The following is a 20,943-nucleotide window of genomic DNA, read 5'->3' as shown; positions in this document are numbered from 1 at the left end:
TGCTAACCGACGGTGCTCACTGGCGGTGCTCACTGGCGGTGCTCACCGGCCCGCGCCGGTGAGCACCGTCGGTCAGCACCGTCAGTGCGCGACGTGCCGCATGTGGTGCACCGAGGCGTGGCTCGGCGTGTCGGTGATCTCGAGGTCGAGCATGTGCAGCGTCTCGCGGACGACCTGCGGCGGGCGGTAGACGGTGACGTTCAAGCCCTCGTCGCGGCCGATCCGGCAGAGCTGCACGAGGAACGCCACTCCGGCGGAGTCGATGAACGTGACCCGCGAGGTGTCCACCACCACGGGGAGGTCACGCTGGAAGGCACCGGCGAGCGCCGCGCCCGCCTCGTTGCGGAGGGTGATGTCGATCTCCCCCCACAGCTCCACGACGCTCGCGCCGGGACGCTCGACCAGGGCGATGCCCCCGGTCCGTGCCTCACTAGAGACGGTCACTGCTGCACCTTCGTCCTGCATGGTCCTACCACCTGCGCCCTCATGGGTGAACGCTGCGATCGGAACTCGCGACCTCGTTGTCGCGACGCCGCCACGGTACACCCGTCCGCACCAGGAACGGAACCTGCGTAGAGGAATTCTTTACCGTCTGTTCACACGCGCGAAGCATCCCCGATGCTGCCATCCTGGTGCCGCCACTCGAGTGGCCCACAGCGCGCGCCCGACGACGAGGGCCACGGTGCACGGCGCTCCACCACCTATCCTGTGGAGGCGTATGACTGATATGACCGAGAGATCCGCTCCTGCGGCACTTTCCCGTCCCGCCCCTCCGAGAACGAAGCAGTGAACGACATGACGACGAAGGAGCCGGCCGGGGATTCCGCGGACGGCCAGGTGATCCTCGGTGGAGGCTACGCGGTGGGCGACCTGGTGGGCACCGGGGGGACGTACACCGTGTACGAAGCCACCCGCCTGGAGGACGCCGCCACCGGCGCGGAGGCCGAGCCCCGGCTGCTCGTCAAGGTCCTGCACCCGCACCTGGTCGACGACGAGGTGGCGCGCGCCGCCCTGGCGCGCGAGATCGCCGCCTCCGCCCAGGTCGACCACCCCGGCGTGGCGAAGGTCCTCGACACCGGGGAGGACGAGGTCGCGGGTGCGACAGTGCCCTGGCTCCTGATGCGTCGTCTCCCCGGCCAGCCGCTCTCCGAGCTGGCGGCGGACGGCGGCCTGCCGTGGCGGGAAGCCCTCACCGTCGTGGGCGCCCTGCTCGACGGGCTGCGCGCGGTCCACGACGCCGGTCTCGTGCATCGCGACGTGAGCCCGCGCAACGTCGTGGTCGACCGGCACGACGACGGCACGATGTCGGTCGGGCTGCTCGATCTCGGTCTGGCGACCGTCGCCGGCGGCGAGGGCGACGGAGACGTCGTGACCGGTTCGGCGGCGTACATGTCGCCCGAACAGGCCCAGGGGCGACCACTCGACGCTCGCAGCGACCTGTACTCGGTCGGGGCGCTGACGTACTTCGCCCTCACCGGCAGCGCACCGTACGAGCGGGCCCGGCCCACCGACGTCCTGCGCGCCCACGTCCACGCCCCCGTGCCCGCACCCTCGGCGCGACGCGCCGACGTCCCGGTGCTCGCGGACCGGTTCGTCACCCGCGCGATGGCCAAGAACCCGGCACGACGGTTCGCCACCGCCGGCGCGATGGGGGCCACCGTGGCCACGCTGATCGCCACGACGGCGAGCCTCGGCGTGGGGAGCACCCCGGGCGCCCACAGGCCTCGCCCGGACCGGACGGCCGCGATGGAGAACGTGCCGTCGGAGGACCCGGCGCGGACGGCGGCCGTCGGGAGCATCGGTGCGGCGGCCGGTGCGGCGGACGTCACGACCCGGTTGAGCGCCAGCGGCGACGAGGTCGAGGCCACGCGCCCGCTCGACGAGGTCGTGGCGGGGCCCACGCCCGACCCCGGTGCGGAGCTCCCCGCCGGGGAGGCTGCCGCGTCGGACCCTTCCGAGCCGGGCGCCCGGCGGACCACCGCCTCGAGCCTGAGGTGGGTCGCGCTCGTCGTGCTCGTCCTCGTCCTGGCGGCGGCGACCGTGGGCGCGATCACCTACTGGCCCCAGGGCGACGGGAACGACCAACCGGTCGTGCCCGTCACGCACAGCCCGTCGCCGAGCACGACGAGGACCCCGTCCACGACCGCTCCGCCGGCTCCCACGAACGCCCCGACGTCGCGCCCCGCACGGACGCAGACCCCGACGCCGTCGCCCACCCCGACCCCCACGCCCAGCGGGACGCCCACCGACACCTCCACACCCACCGAGACGCCGACGGATCCCTCGACGCCGACGGAGACGTCGGAGCCCACCCCCACGGAGACGACCGAACCTTCGTCGGAGCCCACCCCCACGGAGACGACCGAACCCTCGTCCGAACCCACCGTCACCGACGACCCGACCCAGCCGGGCGAGGCGGGACCCACCGGCGACCCCGACGATCCCGGCAGCGCCTGATGGGCGCCGAAGCGCCGCCGGTACACGCCGGCGGCTGGTTCCCCGCAGGTCACGTACGAAACCCGCGTGCATCGGCCACGTGCCCCAGGGCATGATGCGTGCGTGCTCCTGACCCTGACGACCACCCACCGCCCGGCGACGGACCTGGGTCATCTGCTGCACAAGCATCCGGACCGGGTGCAGGAGCTCCGCCAGTCGTTCGGGACGGCGACGGTGTTCTACCCCGAGGCGTCGGACGAGCGCTGCACGGTGGCCCTGCTGGTCGAGATCGACCCGGTACGCCTCGCCCGGTCGGCGGGCAGGAGGACGCCGGACTTCTCGCTGGCCAAGTACGTCAACGACCGGTCGTACGCGGCCTCGTCGCTGCTCGGCGTCGCCCTCGCGGACGTGTTCAGCACCGCCCGCCGAGGCCGGTCGGACGCCCGCCAGGCCGTCGCCGACGCGCCGATGCCCCTGGAGATCCGCGTCCCGGTGCTGCCGTGCCGCGGTGGCCCGGAGATCGCCCGCAGGGTGTTCGAACCCTTGGGATGGACGGTGACGGCCGACCCGATCGCGCTGGACGACCGGTTCCCGGAGTGGGGCGACTCCCGGTACGTCTCCCTGAGCCTGAGCGGTGACGTCCGGCTGGCCGACGCGCTGAACCAGCTGCACGTGCTCCTGCCGGTGCTGGACGAGGCGAAGCACTACTGGCAGAGCGACGATGAGGTGGACAAGCTGCTCCGTTCCGGCGAGGGATGGCTGACCGCGCACCCCGATCGCGAGCTCATCACCCGCCGCTACCTGGGCCGGAGCTCCTCCCTGCCCCGCGTCGCGCTGGCGCGTCTTGCCGAGCTGGACGACACCACCGAGGACGCGCTCGAGCCGCCCGAGGACGAGGAGGCCCTGCAGCCACCGGCGCGGCGTGCGTCGCTCAACGTGCAGCGGCACGAGGCCGTGCTCGAAGCGTTGCGGGAGCTCGGGGCACGGTCGGTGATCGACCTGGGGTGCGGCCCGGGCCAGTTCCTGGCCAAGCTCGCCGCCGAGCCGTCCTTCACCAAGGTCACGGGCACGGACGTCTCGACCCGGTCGCTCCAGATCGCCGCGCGCAGGCTGCATCTCGACACGGTCGGCGACCGCCAGGCGGCCCGGATCGACCTGTTCCAGGGCGCCCTGACGTACGAGGACGCCCGGTTCGCCGGGTTCGACGCCGCGGTGCTGATGGAGGTCGTCGAGCACGTCGACCCGCCACGTCTGGCCGCCCTCGAGCGCGTCGTCCTCGCCACGGCGCGGCCGCGCGCCGTCCTGGTGACGACCCCGAACCGGGAGTACAACGCGAACTACGAAGACCTCACCGGCATGCGGCATCCCGACCACCGGTTCGAATGGAGCCGCGCGGAGTTCGAGTCCTGGGCCACCCGGGTCGCCGGAGACCACGGCTACACGGTCGAGCTCCGCGGGGTCGGCGACCGCGACCCCGAGCTGGGCACACCGACCCAGATGGCGGTGTTCCGCCGTGGCTGAGCGCACCGAGCCCGACGAGGAGACCATGAACGACGCAGGGACCGAGGTGCGTGAGATCGGTGTGCCGTCGATGGGTCTGGTACTGCTGGTCGGCGTGTCCGGCAGCGGCAAGACGACCTTCGGCGCCGCGCACTTCAGGAGCTCCCAGGTGGTCTCCTCGGACTTCTGCCGTGGGCTGGTGTCCGACGACCCGAACGACCAGGCAGCCACCCCAGACGCCTTCGACGTCCTGCACTACATCGTCGGGACCCGCCTTCGGCGCGGCCTGCTGACGGTCGTCGACGCCACCAACGTGCAGGCGTCCGCCCGGGCCTCGCTGGTCAGGCTCGCCAAGGAGAACAACGTCCTGGTCGACGCGATCGTCCTGGACGTGCCCGAGGCCGTCGCCGTCGAACGCAACGCGCGGCGCCCGGACCGCGGCTTCGGCGCACACGTGGTCGCGCGCCAGCACAAGGATCTCAAGCGGTCTCTGCGGCTCCTGCGCAAGGAGGGCTTCCGTCGCGTGCACGTGCTGCGCGGGGACGAGATCGAGAGGGTCGTGATCACGCCGGAGAAGCCGTGGAACGACCGACGTGAGCTGCGCGGACCGTTCGACATCGTGGGCGACGTCCACGGCTGCGCCACCGAGCTGGTCATGCTGCTGGAGAAGCTCGGCTACGCGATCACGCGCGACGACGCGGGGCGCGCGGTCGACGCCGCTCATCCCGAGGGCAGGACCGCGGTGTTCGTCGGTGACCTCGTCGACCGCGGACCGGACACTCCCGGCGTGCTGCGCCTCGTCATGGGGATGACCGCCGGCGGTGCGGCACTGTGCGTGGCCGGCAACCACGAGGCCAAGCTGGTGCGCGCACTCAAGGGCGCGAAGGTCCAGGTCCAGCACGGGCTGGGTGAGTCCCTCGCCCAGCTCGAGGCCGCCGGGCCGGCCTTCACCCAGGACGCGCGGGCGTTCATGGACCGCCTGCTGAGCCACCTCGTCCTCGACGACGGCCGCCTCGTCGTCGCGCACGCCGGGCTCAAGGAGGCCTATCACGGGCGGTCCTCCGCGCGCGTCCGGTCGTTCGCGCTGTATGGCGACACCACCGGCGAGACCGACGAGTACGGCCTCCCGGTCCGCTACCCGTGGGCGCGGGAGTACCGCGGCAAGGCCATGGTCGTCTACGGGCACACCCCGGTCCTGGAGCCGGAATGGGTCAACAACACGATCTGCCTCGACACGGGTGTCGTGTTCGGCGGCCGGCTCACCGCGCTGCGGTACCCGGAGAAGGAGGTCGTGCAGGTTGCGGCGCTCGAGCAGTACTACGAGCCCGTTCGTCCGCTCACGCCCGCTGCCGGGGCCGAGGAACGCGAGCCGACCGCGCTGAACATCGACGACGTCGCCGGCACCCGCTGGCACACCACCGAGCACGCCGGACGGGTCAAGATCCCCGAGGAGAACGCTGCCGCCGCGCTGGAGGTGATGAGTCGGTTCGCCGTGGACCCGCGCTGGCTGATCTACCTGCCGCCGACCATGGCCCCGGCACCGACGTCGACCCTCGACGGGTTCCTCGAGCACCCCGAGCAGGCGTTCGCCGAGTACGCCGCGGCGGGCGTGGGCGAGGTCGTCTGCGAGGAGAAGCACATGGGCTCACGGGCTGTCGCCGTGCTCGCCCGCGACGCCGAGGCCGCACGACGCCGGTTCGCGGTCTCCGACGGCACCACCGGAGTCGTCTACACCCGCACGGGACGGGCGTTCTTCTCGCACGGCCACGACGAGCTCGTGGCGCGGCTCACCGACGCGGTGTCCCCGCTGTTCGAGGAGCTCGACACCGACTGGGTCGCCCTGGACTGCGAGCTGCTCCCCTGGTCTGCCAAGGCCGAAGGGCTGATCAAGGAGCAGTACGCCTCCGTCGGCGCGGCCGCGCTCACCGCGCTCCCCGAGGCATCTGCGGCGCTCGCCCGCGCCGCCTCCCGTGGCCTGGACGTCTCGGCGCTGGCCGGGCGCGTGGCGAGCCGCGAGGCCAACGCGGCTGCCTACCGAGCGGCATACGGGGCCTACGTGCGCCGTACCGACGGATTGGAGGGTGTCACGCTCGCCCCGTTCCAGATCCTTGCTGCCGAGGGCCGAGCCCTGGCAGCGACCGAGACCCACCGCTGGCACCTGGAGAAGATCGCGACGCTGACAGACCCCTTGATCACCCCTACCCGGCACCGCTTCGTCGACCTGACCTCCGCGGAGCAGAGGGCCGAGGCGACCCGATGGTGGCTCGACCTGACCGCCGCGGGCGGTGAGGGGATGGTGGTCAAGCCAGCTGCGCCCACCAAGCGTGTCCAGCCGGGACTGAAGGTCCGCGGACGGGAGTACCTGCGCATCATCTACGGCCCGGACTACACCGACTCCCTCGACGTGCTGCGGAACCGCGGGCTGGGCCGCAAACGGAACCTCGCGCTCCGTGAGCACGGCCTGGGCATCGAGGCGCTCACCCGGTTCCTCGCCGGAGAGCCCCTGTGGTCCGTGCACCAGATGGCGTTCGCCGTGCTCGCGTTGGAGTCCGAACCCGTCGACCCGAGGCTGTGAGCGACGGCGCGTGTCGCCCTGCCTGCGGGGACACGCGCCGTGCGGGCTCCCGCCGTCAGCCGGCGGGGAAGTAGTGCCCGTTGTCCAGATCGTCGAGCAGGCTGGGTTGAGCAGGTGCCCAGCCGAGGGTCTTGCGGGTGATGTCGTTGGACGTCGGATAGCTCTGCGTGACCACGTTCGTGAGGAACCCGAAGTACCCCGGCAGCATCAGCTCGTCCAGGGGCACGCTCACGGCGGGCACGCCCAGGCGGCTGCCGATCGCCTCGGCGATCTCGCGGAACGGGATGCCGCCGTCCTCGACCGCGTGCCAGTACCTGCCCGCAGGGCCCTTCTCCAGCGCCAGACGGAACAAGGAGGCGGCATCGCGGACGTGGACGGCGTTCCACAGGTTCTCGCCGTCTCCGGGATAGCCGGCGAAGCCCCTCTGCTGGGCGAGAGCGATCAGCATGGGGAGAAAACCGGCGCGATCGGTGGTGCCGTGCGCAATCGTGGCGAGCCGCACGACGGAGGACCGCACCCCCCGCTCGGCGAGTCCGATGATGGCGGTCTCCACGACGTTCCGGGCTCGCAGGGTGCCCTGGTGCTCGTCGCCGACGACAAGCGCCGGGTCGTCCTCGGTGGCCGGGCGGCCCAGGTCCCGCCCGGTGCCGGGTGAGCCGATGCTCCCCGCCGCGACCAGCGGCTTCCCTGTTCCCGCGAGCGCCTCGCCGTACGCGAGCATGACCGGGAGCTCCGCGGCGGCCATGGCGGCGATCCCACCGGACGGAAGCAGGTCCTGCCGGTGTGCGACGTGGACGACGCCGTCGGAGTCCGCCGCCGCGGCCTTGAGCCCGTCGAGGTCCTGGAGGTCGCCGCGGCGGACCTTCGCACCGAGCGCGGACAGCGCCGCCGCTGCGGTGTCCGACCGCGCCAGGCCGGTGACCTCGTGCCCCGCGGTGATGAGCTCGGGAATGATGTGCGAACCGGAATGGCCGGTCCCGCCAGTGACGAAGACGTGCACGCTGCTGCTCCTTGGGGTTGATGCGGAGGAACGGTGGTGTGGGGTTCGCTCAGGCGCGGAGGTCGACGCCGAGAGCGATGTCGAAGGTCCCGGCACCGTGGCTGGCCAGGCCCATCAGCAGCGGCCCGACTCCTTCCAGCCAGCGGGCCATCTCCAGGGCGCCGGGGCGACCTTGGCGATCTCCTGCGCCCCGGAGTGCCCTCGGGGACGACGAGCCCGGTGGCGTCGGCGTCGAAGGTGCTGGAGATGTCGATGACGATCTTCCCGGCCAGTGCCTCCCCGTACCGGGAGACGACCTGCACGGCGCCGCCGGCCGGTACGCGCGATCACCCGGCGAGCTCGGCGACGACGTCCACCCGGGCCGAGCGACGGACGGGCACCACGTGACCACGCCGGTGGGCCAGCCACATGAGCACGCCGGTGGCCACCACACCGAGCACCACGGCGAACACGCTGCCCTCCGGCCCGAAGGCGCCACCCGTGATCAGCGCCGGACCCGACATCGTCGCGTCCAGCAAGCCCTGCGCGGTGTCGCTGCCGGACACCTCGGTACTGAAGATGGCGCTGGCGGCGATGTTCCAGCCGAGGTGCAGACCGACCGGCAACCAGAGCTTTCGGGTGGCGACGTACGCGGCCGTCAGCATCCCGCCTGCAGAGATGGCGATAGCGATGGCGCCCCACAGGGTGGCGTTCTGGTTGAGCAGGTGGATCAGGCCGAACAGCGCACCGGTCAGCACGAGCGCCAGCCATGTTCCGGTCCAGCGCTCGACGTTCCGGAACAGGACACCGCGGAACAGGAGCTCCTCGGTCACCGCCGCACCCGCCATGATGCCGAGCAGCCCGGCGGCGCCTACCGGCGTGCCGACGCCGCTGATCGTGTAGTCGCCGACGAAGGCGATGCTCGCGATGACCGCCCCGAACAACGCGACCCCGAGCAGCGTGCCCCAGCCGACGCCGGCACCTGCTCCCTTCACCGATATCTCGTCGGGGGCTCGATGCTCGGTGCGCCGCACCAGCCAGCCGTAGACGACGACTGCGACGACGGCCGTCAGCAGTCCGGCGACGAGCGTCAGCCAGGGGTCGTCCTTCACCGCCGCAGTGCCCAGACTGCCGAGGATCCAGACCGTCACCACGACCAAGAGCTGCCATACAAGACGCACGATGACTCCTTTGTGAGAATCTGCGGCGGAGTGCCGCAGGGTGACGTCACCAGGTCCTCAAGTCCGCGGCAGAACCGCGCTCAGGTCGCATCGGTCGCTGACGAAGCCCTGACAAGACGAAGCCCTGACGAACGGAAGGGGCTATGCCGAGCCTCGGTGAGGCTCAGGCTGCGATCTCGTCGACGCCGAGGGCGAAGTTCCCGTGGCCGATCCCGTTTCCGGCGAGGCCTACCGTGACCACTCCCATGCCTTCCAACCAGTGCGACATCTTCAGGCCGCCGACATCCAGCGGGCGCAGCCCGAGGCTCTCGACGAATGCCGCCAGGTTCGCCTTGGCCGACGTGTCGTCGCCGGCGATGAAGACGTCGGGACGGCCCTGCTCGAGGACGCCACGAAAGTTGGTGTTGAAGGCCTTGAACACGCTGGCGCCGGCCGGGGCGATCTTGGCGACCTCCTGCGCGATCGAGGTCGGCTCTTCGTGGGCCAGCCCGTCGAACGTGACGTTGAACGGGTTGCTGATGTCGACGATGATCTTGCCCGCGAGAGCGTCCCCGTACTCGGCGACGGTCGAGACGACACCGTCGTACAGCAGGGCCGCGATCACGATGTCCCCCGTCGGTACGGCTCCCCACCTGCCTGCCGTGGTGCCGCCACCGAGGGCCGCGGCCAGGTCGTCGGCCTTGGACTGGTCGCGTGCCATGATCTCGACGGTGTTGCCGCCCGCCACCGCGCGCGTCCCGATCGTGCGGGCCATGTTCCCCGCACCGATGAAGGTGATGCTGCTCATGAGGTGTACTTCCTTCTGTGCTCGGGGCGTCTGTCCTTCAGGCGCCGCTCTCACTCGTTCGTAGTTCAGATGGCGGTGGTGCCGCCGTCGGCGACGAGCTCCAGTCCGTTGACGTAGGCGGAGTCGTCGGAGGCGAGGAACAGGGCGATGGTGGCGATCTCGTCGGGGCGGCCCATCGCTCCGCGCGGGATGAGGGACTCGAACGCGGCTCTGGTCGCCTGGTCGAAGAGCTCTTCCTGCTTGGCGGTGGCGACCTGACCGGGGGTCAGGACGTTGACCCGGATCCTGCGGTCGCGCAACTCGTTGAGCCAGACGCGGGCCCAGGCCTGCTGGACGGCCTTGCTTCCCGCGTAGAGGCTCCAGCCGGGGAAGGCGCCGAGGGAGGCGTTCGATCCGGTCATCAGGATCGAGCCGTCGTCGTTGATCAGCGGCAACGCCTTCTGCACGGTGAACAGGGTGCCGCGCGCGTTGAGCGAGAAGGCGCGGTGGAACTGCTCCTCGGTGATCTCGCCGAGCACGGCAGGTTCTCCCATCCCTGCGCTGGCCCACAGCACGTCGATGGAGCCCTTCTCACGCTTGACGGTGTCGAACAAGCGGTCCAGGTCGTCGAGCTCGGCAGCGTCGCCCTGGACGGCGGTGACGTTGCGGCCGATCAGCTCGACGGCGGCGTCCAGCGCTTCCTGCCGCCGGGCCTGGATGAAGACGTGCGCTCCTTCGTCCACAAAGAGCTTGGCGCCGGCCAACGCCATTCCGGTGGACCCGCCGGTGATCACCGCTACCTTGCCATCAAGCTTTCCCACGATCGCTCCGTCGAATAGGTATGGATATTGCGAAAGACATCACGCCGACGGGTTCTCGTTCCGAATTCCTGCCCGGCCTCATGAACGTTGCCATGGGCGCGAACCGGGTGTCCAAGACCCTTTTCAGCCGTGGTGATACCTTGGGGGTATCGCCCGACCGGGAGGCTCCGTGGATCTGGACCTGCGCAAGCTGCGCTACTTCGTCGCGGTCGCCGACAGGCTGCATTTCGGCCGCGCCGCCGAGGAGCTGCACATCGCGCAGCCGGTGCTCAGCCGGCAGATCCGTGCGCTCGAGCACGACCTGGGCACGTCGCTGTTCAACCGGGACAGTCATGGCGTGACGCTGACCGATGCGGGCCGACAGCTCATGGACGACGCCGGTCCGCTGCTCGCCTCCGCGCACGCGGTCCGGCGCCGGGTGTCCGCGTCCGCCCTCGGCAGCCGGCGCCTCGTGGTCGGTTTTCGAGCCGGCATCCCGGTCATCCCCGCGGCACGGGTGTTCGAGGCCCGGCACCCGGACGTGGTCGTCGACGTGCAGCGCATGGAGTGGGACGACCAGGCCACGATGCTGCTCGACGGCCGCGTCGACGTCGGGTACGTGCGGCTGCCCATCGACGAGACCGGCCTGCGCCTGACCCCGCTCTACACGGAGCCGCTCATGGCCGTGCTGCCGACCGGTCACCGGTTGGCGGGCAAGGACGAGGTGAGCGAGTCCGACCTGGCCGGCGAGCCCCTGGTCTGGCACGGTGACGCGAGCACGCAGCCCACGCGGCGCCCGCACCCCGACTCCGGGCTTCGGGTGCGCGGGGTGGAGGAGAAGTTGGAGCACGTCGCAGCCGGCCGCGGCATCTCGTTCGTCGGGCGTTCGGAGACCGTGTTCTACTCGCGCCCGGACATCAGCTACGTGCCCGTCCCGGATCTCCCGCCCGCGCAGATCCACCTCGCGATGGCGGCGGACCGCACCTCTCCGTTGGCCGACGACTTCTTCGCCGCGGCTCAGGCGACGGCCGAGGTCACGGCGGAGTGCGGGAACTACGAGATGTGGCAGCGCGCCAACGACGCCGTCTCACGCCACGGCTGAGCCCCTCGACCGACTCCGCGGCACGTGTCGGTCGGCGACCACCGTGGCATAGGTCACGTCACCGATTTTCGTGTACGTTATTCCTATGGATGAGAAGCAGCGCACCATCCACGGCAAGCCGGTCACCGACGAGCAGATCCAGGCGTGGGCCGACGAGGCCGAGGCCGGATACGACCTGCCCAATCTCCGTCAGAGTCGCCGCGGCCGCCCCGCCGTCGGCCACGGCCCCGGCAAGCCTGTCACGGTCCGCCTCGACGAGCAGACCCTGGCCGCCCTTCGGAAGCGCGCAGAGCAGGAAGGCCTGGCGAACGAGTCGGAGGCGATCCGCGCCGCGGTCCGCGCCTGGGCCCACGTGGCGTGAAGGTCCACGAGTCCGCACGCAAGCACTACAAGCGAGACCGCCTCGCCGACGACGTCGTCTTGTACGCGGGCATGCACGCACTGCTGCGCGAGCCGCTTGACGACGAGGACGACCCTCGCCGCTGGCTCTTGCTGGGCGTCGATCCGGTGGGACGCGTGCTGGAGCTCGCCATCCTCGCCTTCGACTCCGGCGACGAGCTCGTGATCCACGCGATGAAGGCCCGCCAGCAGTACCTCGACTGGCTCTGATCGACGGCTCTCGGGGGCACTTCGCGGAATTCTTGCGGACTCTCTGCAGACCGGGCCACCCTCCGCGGCATCAAGCCGCAGGTCAGACCGCGATGCGGGCACGACGGCGCTGATCGAGCAGGTGCACGCGGAGAACTACGGGGTCTACGGCGCCCGCAAGGTCCACGCCGAGCTGCACCGCCGCCTCGGTCTCCTCGCCCGCTGCCGCCTAACCCCAGTCAGCGACGCCGGAACGGAGGTGGCCGCCGACCCCGTCCTCGAACTCAGCGCCTAACCAACGACGGATCACGACGCGCTACACCACCATGCGGGACTCAACTCACACCTGTGGCCAGACTCCGATGACCGGACGCGCGAGGCCGTGGACGCGGTCCTCGGCCTGAAACCGAATCGAGACCGCGACTCTGGCGGCGTCACCTATCTCCCCCGGTCAACGAGATAGGTGCGGACGAGTCGGTCTGTACGCCGGGTTCTGTCCCCGTGCCCGGTTGCCCCGGCACGGGTGACGGCCATCCATCTAGGCCCTGCGTTGCCGCAGGGCTCGAGCGGTCTACCCGACTGTGCTTCTCGAAGAGAATCGGGCGGGCCGCCCTCAAACACAGTCTGTCTGACCTTGCTCCAGGTGGGGTTTACCTAGCCACGCCCGTCACCGGGCGCGCTGGTGGTCTCTTACACCACCGTTTCACCCTGACCGACGCCGGTCGCCCGACGCCGGCGGTCTGTTTTCTGTGGCACTGTCCCGCGGGTCACCCCGGGTGGCTGTTAGCCACCACCTTGCCCTTCGGAGCCCGGACGTTCCTCGGCGGCGACACCCGGGGGCACCGCCGACGCGACCGTCCGACCGACTCGTCCGCGCCGCACAGTCTATGCGCTCCCCGGGCTTGCGCGGACGGCATGTCGGCGCTCGCTCACACCCCCACGGTGTAGTTCAGGGTGAGCTCGTCCCCGGAGCGGCCCCGGATGCCCCAGCTCTCGGCGGGCGACTCGATGACGACCAGCTCCAGGTCGTCCGCCGAGATCCCGAGCGCGGGGGCGACGTCGTCGTACATCCGCCGCACCAGCTCGCGCTTCGCCTCCCGCGAGCGCCCCGCGAACGCGACGATCTCGATCATGAGGTACTCCGCGGAGCGCGGAGCCACGAGGTCGCCGTCGTCCAGCAGCAGGAAGCGGTGGAACCGCTTGTCCTCGGGGATGCGCCACGCCCCGACCAGCGCCGCGTGCAGCGCGTCGGAGACCTCCGGGCGCCGTTCCCCCCAGACCGACCGGTTGCCGTAGACCTTCACCTGGACCATGGAGCCGACGCTAGCCTCGCGGCCGCACCTCTGTCACCAGGGTGTTCACCTGCCGAACAGGAGGTCAGGCCCCTTCGAACCGTGGACGGTCGGCGATGACCTGCGCGGGGTCCCAGGACAGCGCTCCGGACCGGAGGTCCGCGACCACCCGGCGGAGCCAGTCCTGCTCGGCCCGGGTCACGACCTCGAGGTGCTCGCTCTCGAGCATGAAGACCCGGGGCAGCCCCCACCCGGCCGCTCGGTCGGCGTCCTGGGCCGCGTGGGCCAGCACCTCGTCGAGGGCGGCGGCACGTTCCTCGAGCCGGTCGGCGACGAGATCGGGCCCCACGAGCGAGACCACGGCGAGCACCGCGCGGAACTCAGGGAACTCCCGGGCGGGGGACGACAGCGCGGAGTCCATCCAGCGCCGGAGCACCTCACGCCCGGCGTCGGTCAGCGCGTAGAGGTTCCGCGCCGGGGCGGACCCGCCGGAGACCCGTTCGCGCACCTGGACGTAACCGTCGCGCTCCAGGCGGTCGAGCGCCTGGTACACGCTGTTGCTGCGGGCCACGTTGACGACGTCGTCCTTGCGCCTGCCCTTGATGAGCTGCTGCATCTTGTAGGCGTGCATGGGCTCCTCGGCGAGCAGCGCGAGCAGCACCATCGCCAGCGGAGATCGGGGCCGGTCCGTCACGGCGCTCAGCCTACGGGCCCGGCTCGTCCCGGCGCGTCGCGCCTCTTGCCATTTCATGGTTACCCATTCTATGGTGACCAGATGAGAGCACTCGTGATCGGAGGCGGCATCGGTGGACCCGTGACCGCCATGGCACTGCAGAAGGCCGGCGTCGAGGCCACGGTCCACGAGGCGTACGCCCGGACCGCGGACGACAAGGGGGCCTTTCTCACCCTCGCTCCCAACGGGTTGCACGCCCTGGGGGTGCTGGGCATCGACCACCGCGACCTGGGTGGCTTCGACACCCCGATGATGGAGATGCGCGGCGCGTCGGGCCGGTTCCTGACCCGGATGCCGACCGGAGGGGCGGCCGGGGCGATCCCGAGCCAGACCGTGCGCCGTGCCGACCTCAGTGCCGCGCTGCGCGACGAGGCCGAGCGCCGCGGCATCGCCGTCGAGCACGGCAAGCGCCTCACGGACGCCGTCGAGCAGCCGGACGGCACCGTCGTGGCCGCCTTCGCCGACGGCACCACCGCCACGGGCGACCTCCTGGTCGGCGCCGACGGGATCGGGTCGCGCACCCGTCGCCTCCTCGACCCCGCCGGCCCCGCCCCCCGGTACACCGGCCTGCTCAACACCGGCGGGTACGCACGTGGCGTCGACGTCGACGCCACGCCGGGGCACCTCGTCATGGTGTTCGGGCGCCGCGCGTTCTTCGCCTACCTGCGCCGGGCGCCGGGCGACGTGTGGTGGTTCGCCAACGTGCCGCAGGCGGCCGAGCCGACGCCCGCACAGCTCGCCGCCCGGACGCCCACCTGGCGCGCGGAGCTGGAGCGACTCTTCGCCGACGACGACTCCCCCGCCCTCGACCTCCTCGCCGCGACCCCCGAGATCCTCGGTCCCTGGACGACGACGGACCTGCCGCACGTCCCCGTCTGGCACCGCGGACGGATCGGCCTCGTCGGCGACGCGGCGCACGCGATCTCACCGACGTCGGGCCAGGGGGCGTCGCTCGCGATCGAGGACGGCGTGCTGCTCGCCCGCTGCGTGCGCGACCTCGGCGACCCCGCCGCCGCGTTCGCCGCGCTCTCCGCGACACGGCGACGGCGCGTGGAACGGCTGATCACCCAGGCGAAGCGCACCTCGAACCTGAAGATCCCGAACCCCGTGAGCCGCGTGCTGCGCGACCGGGTGATCCTGCCCCTGGTGGGGCGCGTCGCCGCCCGGGCCACGCACGACTGGGTCACCGACTTCAGGGTCGACTGGGACGAGCCCGTCACCGCCACCACCCGGCCGTAAGGTATCGGGGTGCTGATCTGCCTGCCGCCCTCCGAGGGCAAGACCCGCGCGCCCGACGGCGCCGCCCCCGTCGACCTCGCCGCCCTCACGGGTGCCGACGTCCTCACGGCGCAGCGGCACACCGTGGCCGAGGCGCTCGCGGCGGTCAGCACCCGGCCCGACGCCACGACGCTGCTCGGCGTGGGCGCCACCCTCGCCGACGAGGTCGCGCGCAACGTCGACCTCAAGTCCGCCCCGGCCGCCCCCGCGGCCCAGGTGTACACCGGCGTGCTCTACGCCGCGGCCGGGCTCGCGGGCCTCCACGGTGAGCCCGCCCGCCGCGCCGCCCACGACGTGCGCGTCTTCTCCGGGCTGTGGGGCGCCGTCTCCCCCGTCGACCGCATTCCCGCATACCGGCTGTCGATGGGCGTGGACCTGCCGGGCGTCGGCAAGCTCGCGACCGTCTGGCGACCGCACCTGGCCGCCGCGCTCGACGAGCGTGCCGCGGGCGACGTGGTCGTCGACTGCCGCTCCGCCGCGTACCTCGCCGCCTGGAAGCCCGGCACCGCGGCCGCCGACTGGGTCACCGTGCGCGTCGTGCGGGAGACCGCCGGACGGCGCACCGTCGTCTCGCACAACGCCAAGCACACGCGCGGCGTCCTCGCCGGCCACCTGCTGCGCCGTGCCGCGGCCACGCCGCGCACCGGCGAAGAGCTCCTCGCCGCCGCCCGCGAGCTGGACGGCGAGGTGATCGGCACCGAGATCGGCTCGGGGCTGAGCTACCGGATGATCGAGGCCACCCTGCACGACGCCACCACGCGCCGCGGCCCGCGCACCCTCGAGGTCGTCATCGCCTGAGTGTCGGAGGCTGGGGGCACACTGGCTCCATGGCCTACGACGAGGAGCTCGCCGCGCGCGTCCGCGACGCCGTCGGCGAGCGCGCGGCGTTCACGGAGCAGAAGATGTTCGGCGGCGTCGCGTTCATGGTCAACACGCACATGGCGGTGGGTATCGGCCGCGACGAGCTGATGGTGCACGTCGGCACCGGCGGTCACGAGGCCGCACTGGCCGACGGCGCCCAGGAGATGCGCATGGGCGAGCGCACCATGCGGGGCATGGTGTCGCTGCCCCCCGGTGTCACGTCCGACGACGGCGCCCTGCGGGCCTGGGTGGACCGCGGCGTCGACCTGGCCCTCGCCACGCCGCCCAAGACCCCGAAGCGGTAGGCGCCCTCAGCGATCGGTCGGGTGGCCGACGGCGGCGACCTCGACGGCGACGATCCCCGGCCCGCCGGTCCCGCCCGGCCGCAGCCGCAGGACCGTCAGCGAGCACGGCGGGACCCGCAGCAGCCGCCACGACGACGGCGGTGCGTCCAGCGCCCGACCGACCATCGACCGGATCGCGACCAGGTGCGTGACGACGACCGTGGCGCCGACGACCACGTCGGCCAGCCCGGCCCAGGCCCGGTCGGCCACCTCCGCGAGGGACTCGCCGCCGGGCGCACGGTGCGTGCCGGAGGTGGCCCACGCCTCGAGCTCGGCCGGCCAGCCCTCGGCGACCCGGTCGGCCGCCAGCCCTTCCCACTCGCCGAAGTCGCACTCGTCGAACCGCGCGTCGGTGCGCACCGGCTGGCCGGTCCGGCGCCCCACCGCGACCGCCGTCTCCAGCGTCCGCGCCGCGGGCGAGGCCACGACCGCGGCCGGCCGCGCCAGGTCCGGCCACAGGTCCTTGCCGATGCGGAACGTGGCGTCCGCCGCCCGGGCGGCCTGGGTCCGCCCGCGCGTCGTCAGCGACGGCCCCGCGACGCCGCCGCCCGAGAAGGCGCCCACCTCGGTCAGCGGGGTCTCGCCGTGCCGCACGAGGACGACGGTCCGCGCCCCCGGCCCGTCGGACGGGGCGGCACCGGACGGGCGGGTCATCAGGAGGCGGGGGCGTCGTCCGTCACGCGCACGAGGATCCGACCGCACTCCTCGCAGCGCACGACCTGCTCGGGCGGGGCCGATCGCACCGCGGCGAGGTCGCCAGGGTTGAGCTCGAGCCGGCACCCCTCGCAGCGGCCACCGCGCAGCGCCGCGGCGCCGAGCCCGCCGAGCTGGGCACGCAGCCGGTCGTACAGGGCGAGCAGGCCGGCGTCGAGGCCTTCGGCCGTGCTGGCGCGCTTCGCCTTCACCTGGCGGCCGACCGTGTCGATCTCGGCCCAGGCCGCGTCACGCTCGGCCTCCGCCTTGGCCTTGCCGGCCGTGAGCTCGGCGTGCGCCTCCTCGACCTTCGCGAGCGAGGCCTGGTGCGCCTCGAGCCGTTCCATCGCCTCGAGCTCGACGTCCTCCAGCACCGACTGCCGCTTGGCGAGCGCCTCGAGCTCGCTCACGAACGCCTGCGAGTCCTTCGCGGACATCGCGCCGGAGTCCAGCCGCTGCTGGTCGCGGGCCGCGCGCACGCGCACCTGCTCGACGTCGGCCTCGGCCTTCGCGACCTCGCGCTCGAGGTCCGACACGGCGGTGCGCGAGTCGACCAACGAGCCGTGCAGGTCGGCGATGCGCGTGTCGAACTCGGCGAGCGTGGCCAGGGACGGGTGGGTGCGCCGCTGGTGCACGAGCTGCTGCAGCCGGGTGTCGAGCCCCTGCACCTCGAGCAGTCGGCGCTGGTCCTCGGGGGGTGCAGTAACCACGTGTGGTCCTCTCGTGCGGCGTCGGGTCGGGCGGTTCAGCGGCCGGGGCTCGCGACCCGGGCTGTCCACGGGTCGGTGCCCCGCGTGCTCACCCTGGTGGTCACCGTACCCTCTGGCAGCCGCTCGACGAGGTCCTTGGCCGCGTAGCTCAGCCACGGCCACTCGCTCGCGAAGTGCGCGACGTCGACGAGGTAGGGCGTGGCCGGTGTCGTGGGCCCGTCCGAGCCGGGGCGCCGGGCCTCGAACAGGGCGCGCTCGCGCAGCTCCGAGGCGGGGTGGTGGCGCAGGTCGGCGGTGACGTAGACGTCGGCCGCCGCCGCGCGGACGGCGTCGAACAGCGAGTCCCCGGACCCGCCGACCACGGCGACGGTCGCCACCGTCGCGTCGGGGTCGCCCGCCAGGCGCACGCCCTGCGCGGTCGCGGGCAGCACCTCGGCCACGTGCCGGGCGAAGTCGCCCAGCGTCGTCGGCGCGGCGAGCCTTCCGACGCGTCCGATGCCGCGGTCCTCGTCGCCGTCGTGGGCGACCAGCGGGCGCCGTCCGGTGATGCCGAGGAGGTCCGCGAGCGCGTCGGCGACGCCGCGGGGCGCGGCGTCCGCGTTCGTGTGCGCCACGTGCAGCGCGCAGCCGGCCGCGAGCAGCCGGTGCACGACGGTGCCCTTGAACGTCGTGGCCGCCACCGAGTGCACGCCGCGCAGGAACAGCGGGTGGTGGGTGACCACGAGGTCCGCGCCCCACTCGACGGCCTCGTCGACGACGTCGGCCACCGGGTCGACCGCGAACAGGACCTTGCGCACTGGCGCGGCCGGGTCCCCGGCGACGAGCCCGACGGCGTCCCAGCCCTCGGCGGTCGACGGCGGGTACAGGCCGTCGAGGACGGCGACGACGTCGGCGAGCATCGGGGCAGGTGCGGGCGCGGGTGCGGCATCCATGGGACGGACCCTAGTGGACGTCGCGCGCCGGATTCAGCAACTGCTAAAGTCGTAGGGTGGAAACGGATACCCAGCCGTTGTACGGCATCAAGGCAGAGCTGTTCAAGAGCCTCTCCCACCCGGCGCGCCTCCAGGTGCTCGAGGTGCTGGCCGCCGACCCGGGCCTCAGCGCGCCCGTCCAGCGGCTGCTGGAGGTCACCGGTGCGGAGCCTTCCGCGCTCTCACAGCACCTCGCCGTGCTCAAGCGCGCCGGAGTCGTCACGTCCACGCGCACCGGGAACGCGGTCGAGTATCGGCTGACCGAGCCGCTCGTGGCCGAGCTCCTCGTCGTCGCCCGCGCGTTCCTGCTGCAGCGCCTGGCCGGCGACGCCGACCCCGCGCGACTCGCGGCCGCACGCACTCTCCCCGCCCTGCCCGGGGCCAGCGCGCGCGCCGTGCTCGACGCCGCCCGCGAACGAGCCGACCGCCGATGACGGTCCGCACCGCTCTCGCCCGGCTCGACGTCCGCGACCTCCTGCCCCGCCGTGACGACTACGAGCTGCGGCCCCGCACCGTGGGGGCCGACCTCGTCGCCGGCCTGACCGTCGGCGTCGTCGCGCTGCCGCTCGCCCTCGCGTTCGGCGTGAGCTCCGGCGTCGGTCCCGCCGCCGGGCTCGTGACCGCCGTCGTGGCGGGCGTGGTCGCCGCGGTCTTCGGGGGCTCCCGGTTCCAGGTCTCCGGCCCGACCGGGGCCATGGCCGTGGTGCTCGCACCGATCGTCGCCCAGCACGGTCTGCCGTCCGTGGCGCTCGTGTCGGTGCTCGCCGGAATCGTCGTCCTGGCCGCCGGGCTGCTGCGGCTCGGGCGCGTGGTCACGTTCATCCCGTGGCCCGTGGTCGAGGGCTTCACGCTCGGCATCGCGGCGATCATCTTCCTGCAGCAGGTGCCCGCCGCCGTCGCGGTCGAGGGGCCGGTCGGGGAGAACACCCTGGCCACCGCCGTCCAGGTGACGGCCGAGGCCGTCGCCTCCCCCAGCCTCACCACGGCGTGGACGCTCGGCACCGTCGCCGCCGTGGCGGCCGTCATGCTCGCGCTCCCCCGCCTGTCCGGCGCCATCCCCGCCTCCCTCGTCGCGGTCGCCGCCGCGACCGTCGTGGCCGAGGTCGCGCACGCCCCGCTCGCCCGTATCGGGGCCCTGCCCGACTCGCTGCCGGTGCCGACGATGCCCACCGTGGGCGTCGGGGCGCTCGGCGACCTCGCGGGAGCGGCGCTCGCCGTGGCGGCGCTCGCCGCGATCGAGTCCCTCCTGTCCGCACGGGTGGCGGCGTCGATGGAGCCCGGCGGGTCCGTCTACGAACCGGACCGTGAGCTCGTGGGCCAGGGCCTGGCCTCCGTCGCGGCGGGCCTGTTCGGCGGCATGCCCGCCACCGGTGCCATCGCCCGCACCGCGGTGAACATCCGCTCCGGCGCCCGGACACGGCTCGCCGCCGTCGTGCACGCTCTCGTCATCCTCGCCGTGATCTACCTGGCCACCGGGCCGGTGTCCCGGATCCCCCTCGCCGCCCTGTCCGGCGTGCTCATGGTCACCGCGTTCCGGATGACGGGAGCCCGCACGATCCGGGCGGTGCTGGGCTCGACCCGGTCGGACGCCGTGACCTTCGTCGTCACGGCGGTCGTCACCGTCGCGTTCGACCTCATCCAGGCCGTCGAGATCGGCCTCGTCGTCGCCGCGTTCTTCGCGCTGCGGCACGTCTCGCGAGCCTCCGCCGTGCACCGCGAGCCGCTGCCCGGCCAGGCCCGCCCCGGTGACGAGCACGTGGCACTGTTCCGGCTCGACGGCTCGATGTTCTTCGGCGCCTCGGACCGCGTGCTCACCGAGGTCTCCGACGCGTCCGCGCGGGACGGCGTGCTCGTGGTCGTGCTGCGCCTGTCCCAGCTGCGCATGGTCGACGCCACGGGAGCGCGGGCCCTCGCCGAGCTGGTCGGGGCGCTCGAAGGGCGCGGCGTCACCGTGCTGGTCAAGGGCGTGCAGGAACGCCACCGGCAGCTGCTGACCACGGTGGGCGTGCTGGAGGAGCTCCGGCACGAGAACCATCTCTTCGACTCCCTCGACGACGCCGTCGAGCACGCCCGGTCCCACGTGCGACGCTCCGCCGAGGGCACCGACGTGCCCCAGCTCGAAGGGCGGCGCTGA

At 72.6% G+C, this 20,943-nt stretch carries 22 protein-coding genes and 1 other RNA gene; 12 read left to right on the top strand and 11 right to left on the bottom strand.

What is annotated here, in order from left to right; genetic code table 11:
• Nucleotides 1-81: 81 nt before the first annotated feature.
• Nucleotides 82-444 carry an STAS domain-containing protein gene (locus LEP48_RS16785; RefSeq protein WP_225566722.1) on the bottom strand — a complete coding sequence of 121 codons (363 nt, stop codon included), beginning with the start codon at nt 442-444 and terminating at the stop codon, nt 82-84.
• 351 nt (nt 445-795) lie between these two features.
• Here LEP48_RS16785 and LEP48_RS16780 point away from each other — a divergent pair, with 351 nt between their 5' ends.
• From LEP48_RS16780 to LEP48_RS16770, 3 genes are all read left to right on the top strand, one after another.
• Nucleotides 796-2,457, top strand: a complete 1,662-nt coding sequence (locus tag LEP48_RS16780) for a serine/threonine-protein kinase (RefSeq protein ID WP_225566721.1) — start codon at nt 796-798, stop codon at nt 2,455-2,457.
• Between the two features lie 102 nt (nt 2,458-2,559).
• Entirely contained in the window at nt 2,560-3,957 is a 1,398-nt protein-coding gene (locus tag LEP48_RS16775; protein WP_225566720.1) for a 3' terminal RNA ribose 2'-O-methyltransferase Hen1, read from the top strand.
• 25 nt (nt 3,958-3,982) lie between these two features.
• A complete protein-coding gene (locus LEP48_RS16770; protein ID WP_255641696.1) occupies nt 3,983-6,511 on the top strand; it encodes a polynucleotide kinase-phosphatase in 2,529 nt (842 codons plus the stop codon).
• A gap of 55 nt (nt 6,512-6,566) precedes the next feature.
• Here the strand turns inward: LEP48_RS16770 and LEP48_RS16765 are convergent, their stop codons facing one another.
• The 4 genes from LEP48_RS16765 to LEP48_RS16750 form a co-directional block, all read right to left on the bottom strand.
• Entirely contained in the window at nt 6,567-7,511 is a 945-nt protein-coding gene (locus LEP48_RS16765) for an SDR family oxidoreductase (protein WP_225566719.1), read from the bottom strand.
• A gap of 326 nt (nt 7,512-7,837) precedes the next feature.
• Nucleotides 7,838-8,671 (bottom strand): CPBP family intramembrane glutamic endopeptidase, encoded by an 834-nt coding sequence (locus tag LEP48_RS16760; RefSeq protein WP_225566718.1) that lies wholly within the window; start codon nt 8,669-8,671, stop codon nt 7,838-7,840.
• A gap of 163 nt (nt 8,672-8,834) precedes the next feature.
• Nucleotides 8,835-9,458 (bottom strand): NADPH-dependent F420 reductase, encoded by a 624-nt coding sequence (locus tag LEP48_RS16755; RefSeq protein ID WP_225566717.1) that lies wholly within the window; start codon nt 9,456-9,458, stop codon nt 8,835-8,837.
• A gap of 65 nt (nt 9,459-9,523) precedes the next feature.
• Nucleotides 9,524-10,258, bottom strand: a complete 735-nt coding sequence (locus LEP48_RS16750) for an SDR family NAD(P)-dependent oxidoreductase (protein WP_225566716.1) — start codon at nt 10,256-10,258, stop codon at nt 9,524-9,526.
• Nucleotides 10,259-10,427: 169 nt separating this feature from the next.
• Here LEP48_RS16750 and LEP48_RS16745 point away from each other — a divergent pair, with 169 nt between their 5' ends.
• The 4 genes from LEP48_RS16745 to LEP48_RS18960 all read left to right on the top strand — a co-directional run bounded on the left by LEP48_RS16745 (nt 10,428) and on the right by LEP48_RS18960 (nt 12,222).
• Complete coding sequence (locus tag LEP48_RS16745; protein WP_225566715.1) at nt 10,428-11,339, top strand: LysR family transcriptional regulator; 912 nt, start codon at nt 10,428-10,430, stop codon at nt 11,337-11,339.
• Between the two features lie 85 nt (nt 11,340-11,424).
• Nucleotides 11,425-11,700 (top strand): ribbon-helix-helix domain-containing protein, encoded by a 276-nt coding sequence (locus LEP48_RS16740; protein ID WP_225566714.1) that lies wholly within the window; start codon nt 11,425-11,427, stop codon nt 11,698-11,700.
• Nucleotides 11,697-11,948, top strand: coding sequence for a toxin (locus LEP48_RS16735; RefSeq protein ID WP_225566713.1), 252 nt, complete (start codon nt 11,697-11,699; stop codon nt 11,946-11,948). The genes LEP48_RS16740 and LEP48_RS16735 overlap by 4 nt, the downstream gene beginning before the upstream one ends.
• Before the next feature lie 28 nt (nt 11,949-11,976).
• Nucleotides 11,977-12,222: a helix-turn-helix domain-containing protein gene (locus tag LEP48_RS18960; protein WP_422723852.1), complete on the top strand. Its 246-nt coding sequence runs from the start codon at nt 11,977-11,979 to the stop codon at nt 12,220-12,222.
• Between the two features lie 171 nt (nt 12,223-12,393).
• Here the strand turns inward: LEP48_RS18960 and rnpB are convergent.
• From rnpB to LEP48_RS16715, 3 genes are all read right to left on the bottom strand, one after another.
• An RNA gene (rnpB, locus tag LEP48_RS16725) (RNase P RNA component class A) lies at nt 12,394-12,797 on the bottom strand.
• 59 nt (nt 12,798-12,856) lie between these two features.
• Nucleotides 12,857-13,240, bottom strand: coding sequence for a tautomerase family protein (locus tag LEP48_RS16720; RefSeq protein ID WP_225566712.1), 384 nt, complete (start codon nt 13,238-13,240; stop codon nt 12,857-12,859).
• 64 nt (nt 13,241-13,304) lie between these two features.
• Nucleotides 13,305-13,913 (bottom strand): PadR family transcriptional regulator, encoded by a 609-nt coding sequence (locus tag LEP48_RS16715; protein ID WP_225566711.1) that lies wholly within the window; start codon nt 13,911-13,913, stop codon nt 13,305-13,307.
• Nucleotides 13,914-13,994: 81 nt separating this feature from the next.
• Here LEP48_RS16715 and LEP48_RS16710 point away from each other — a divergent pair, with 81 nt between their 5' ends.
• The 3 genes from LEP48_RS16710 to LEP48_RS16700 are packed head-to-tail and all read left to right on the top strand — an operon-like array spanning nt 13,995 to nt 16,396.
• Nucleotides 13,995-15,191 carry an FAD-dependent oxidoreductase gene (locus tag LEP48_RS16710; RefSeq protein ID WP_225566710.1) on the top strand — a complete coding sequence of 399 codons (1,197 nt, stop codon included), beginning with the start codon at nt 13,995-13,997 and terminating at the stop codon, nt 15,189-15,191.
• A 9-nt stretch (nt 15,192-15,200) separates the two neighbouring features.
• A complete protein-coding gene (locus tag LEP48_RS16705) occupies nt 15,201-16,028 on the top strand; it encodes a YaaA family protein (protein ID WP_225566709.1) in 828 nt (275 codons plus the stop codon).
• A gap of 29 nt (nt 16,029-16,057) precedes the next feature.
• Nucleotides 16,058-16,396 carry a TfoX/Sxy family protein gene (locus tag LEP48_RS16700; protein WP_225566708.1) on the top strand — a complete coding sequence of 113 codons (339 nt, stop codon included), beginning with the start codon at nt 16,058-16,060 and terminating at the stop codon, nt 16,394-16,396.
• Between the two features lie 6 nt (nt 16,397-16,402).
• Here the strand turns inward: LEP48_RS16700 and LEP48_RS16695 are convergent, their stop codons facing one another.
• Genes LEP48_RS16695 through LEP48_RS16685 form a run of 3 tightly spaced genes read right to left on the bottom strand, consistent with a single transcriptional unit; the run spans nt 16,403 to nt 18,770 of the window.
• Nucleotides 16,403-17,089, bottom strand: coding sequence for a histidine phosphatase family protein (locus LEP48_RS16695; RefSeq protein ID WP_225566707.1), 687 nt, complete (start codon nt 17,087-17,089; stop codon nt 16,403-16,405).
• The gene (locus LEP48_RS16690) at nt 17,089-17,838 is read right to left on the bottom strand and encodes a zinc ribbon domain-containing protein (RefSeq protein WP_225566706.1); all 750 of its coding nucleotides are present in this window, start codon (nt 17,836-17,838) and stop codon (nt 17,089-17,091) included. Before LEP48_RS16690 ends, LEP48_RS16695 begins: the two co-directional genes overlap by 1 nt.
• A 35-nt stretch (nt 17,839-17,873) precedes the next feature.
• Entirely contained in the window at nt 17,874-18,770 is an 897-nt protein-coding gene (locus LEP48_RS16685; protein WP_225566705.1) for a Nif3-like dinuclear metal center hexameric protein, read from the bottom strand.
• Nucleotides 18,771-18,826: 56 nt separating this feature from the next.
• Between LEP48_RS16685 and LEP48_RS16680 the strand changes: the two genes are divergently transcribed.
• A complete protein-coding gene (locus tag LEP48_RS16680) occupies nt 18,827-19,243 on the top strand; it encodes an ArsR/SmtB family transcription factor (RefSeq protein ID WP_225566704.1) in 417 nt (138 codons plus the stop codon).
• Complete coding sequence (locus LEP48_RS16675; protein WP_225566703.1) at nt 19,240-20,943, top strand: SulP family inorganic anion transporter; 1,704 nt, start codon at nt 19,240-19,242, stop codon at nt 20,941-20,943. The genes LEP48_RS16680 and LEP48_RS16675 overlap by 4 nt, the downstream gene beginning before the upstream one ends.

Source organism: Isoptericola luteus, assembly GCF_020297055.1.
GTDB lineage: Bacteria > Actinomycetota > Actinomycetes > Actinomycetales > Cellulomonadaceae > Isoptericola > Isoptericola luteus.
This window is presented reverse-complemented; position numbering and strand designations above follow the sequence as displayed.

Coding starts and splice junctions, on each gene's coding strand:
- LEP48_RS16780 (WP_225566721.1), top strand. CDS start 796: ATGACGACGAAGGAGCCGGCCGGGGATTCCGCGGACGGCCAGGTGATC.
- LEP48_RS16770 (WP_255641696.1), top strand. CDS start 3,983: ATGAACGACGCAGGGACCGAGGTGCGTGAGATCGGTGTGCCGTCGATG.
- LEP48_RS16755 (WP_225566717.1), bottom strand. CDS start 9,458: ATGAGCAGCATCACCTTCATCGGTGCGGGGAACATGGCCCGCACGATC.
- LEP48_RS16740 (WP_225566714.1), top strand. CDS start 11,425: ATGGATGAGAAGCAGCGCACCATCCACGGCAAGCCGGTCACCGACGAG.
- LEP48_RS16720 (WP_225566712.1), bottom strand. CDS start 13,240: ATGGTCCAGGTGAAGGTCTACGGCAACCGGTCGGTCTGGGGGGAACGG.
- LEP48_RS16710 (WP_225566710.1), top strand. CDS start 13,995: ATGAGAGCACTCGTGATCGGAGGCGGCATCGGTGGACCCGTGACCGCC.
- LEP48_RS16700 (WP_225566708.1), top strand. CDS start 16,058: ATGGCCTACGACGAGGAGCTCGCCGCGCGCGTCCGCGACGCCGTCGGC.
- LEP48_RS16695 (WP_225566707.1), bottom strand. CDS start 17,089: ATGACCCGCCCGTCCGGTGCCGCCCCGTCCGACGGGCCGGGGGCGCGG.
- LEP48_RS16685 (WP_225566705.1), bottom strand. CDS start 18,770: ATGGATGCCGCACCCGCGCCCGCACCTGCCCCGATGCTCGCCGACGTC.
- LEP48_RS16675 (WP_225566703.1), top strand. CDS start 19,240: ATGACGGTCCGCACCGCTCTCGCCCGGCTCGACGTCCGCGACCTCCTG.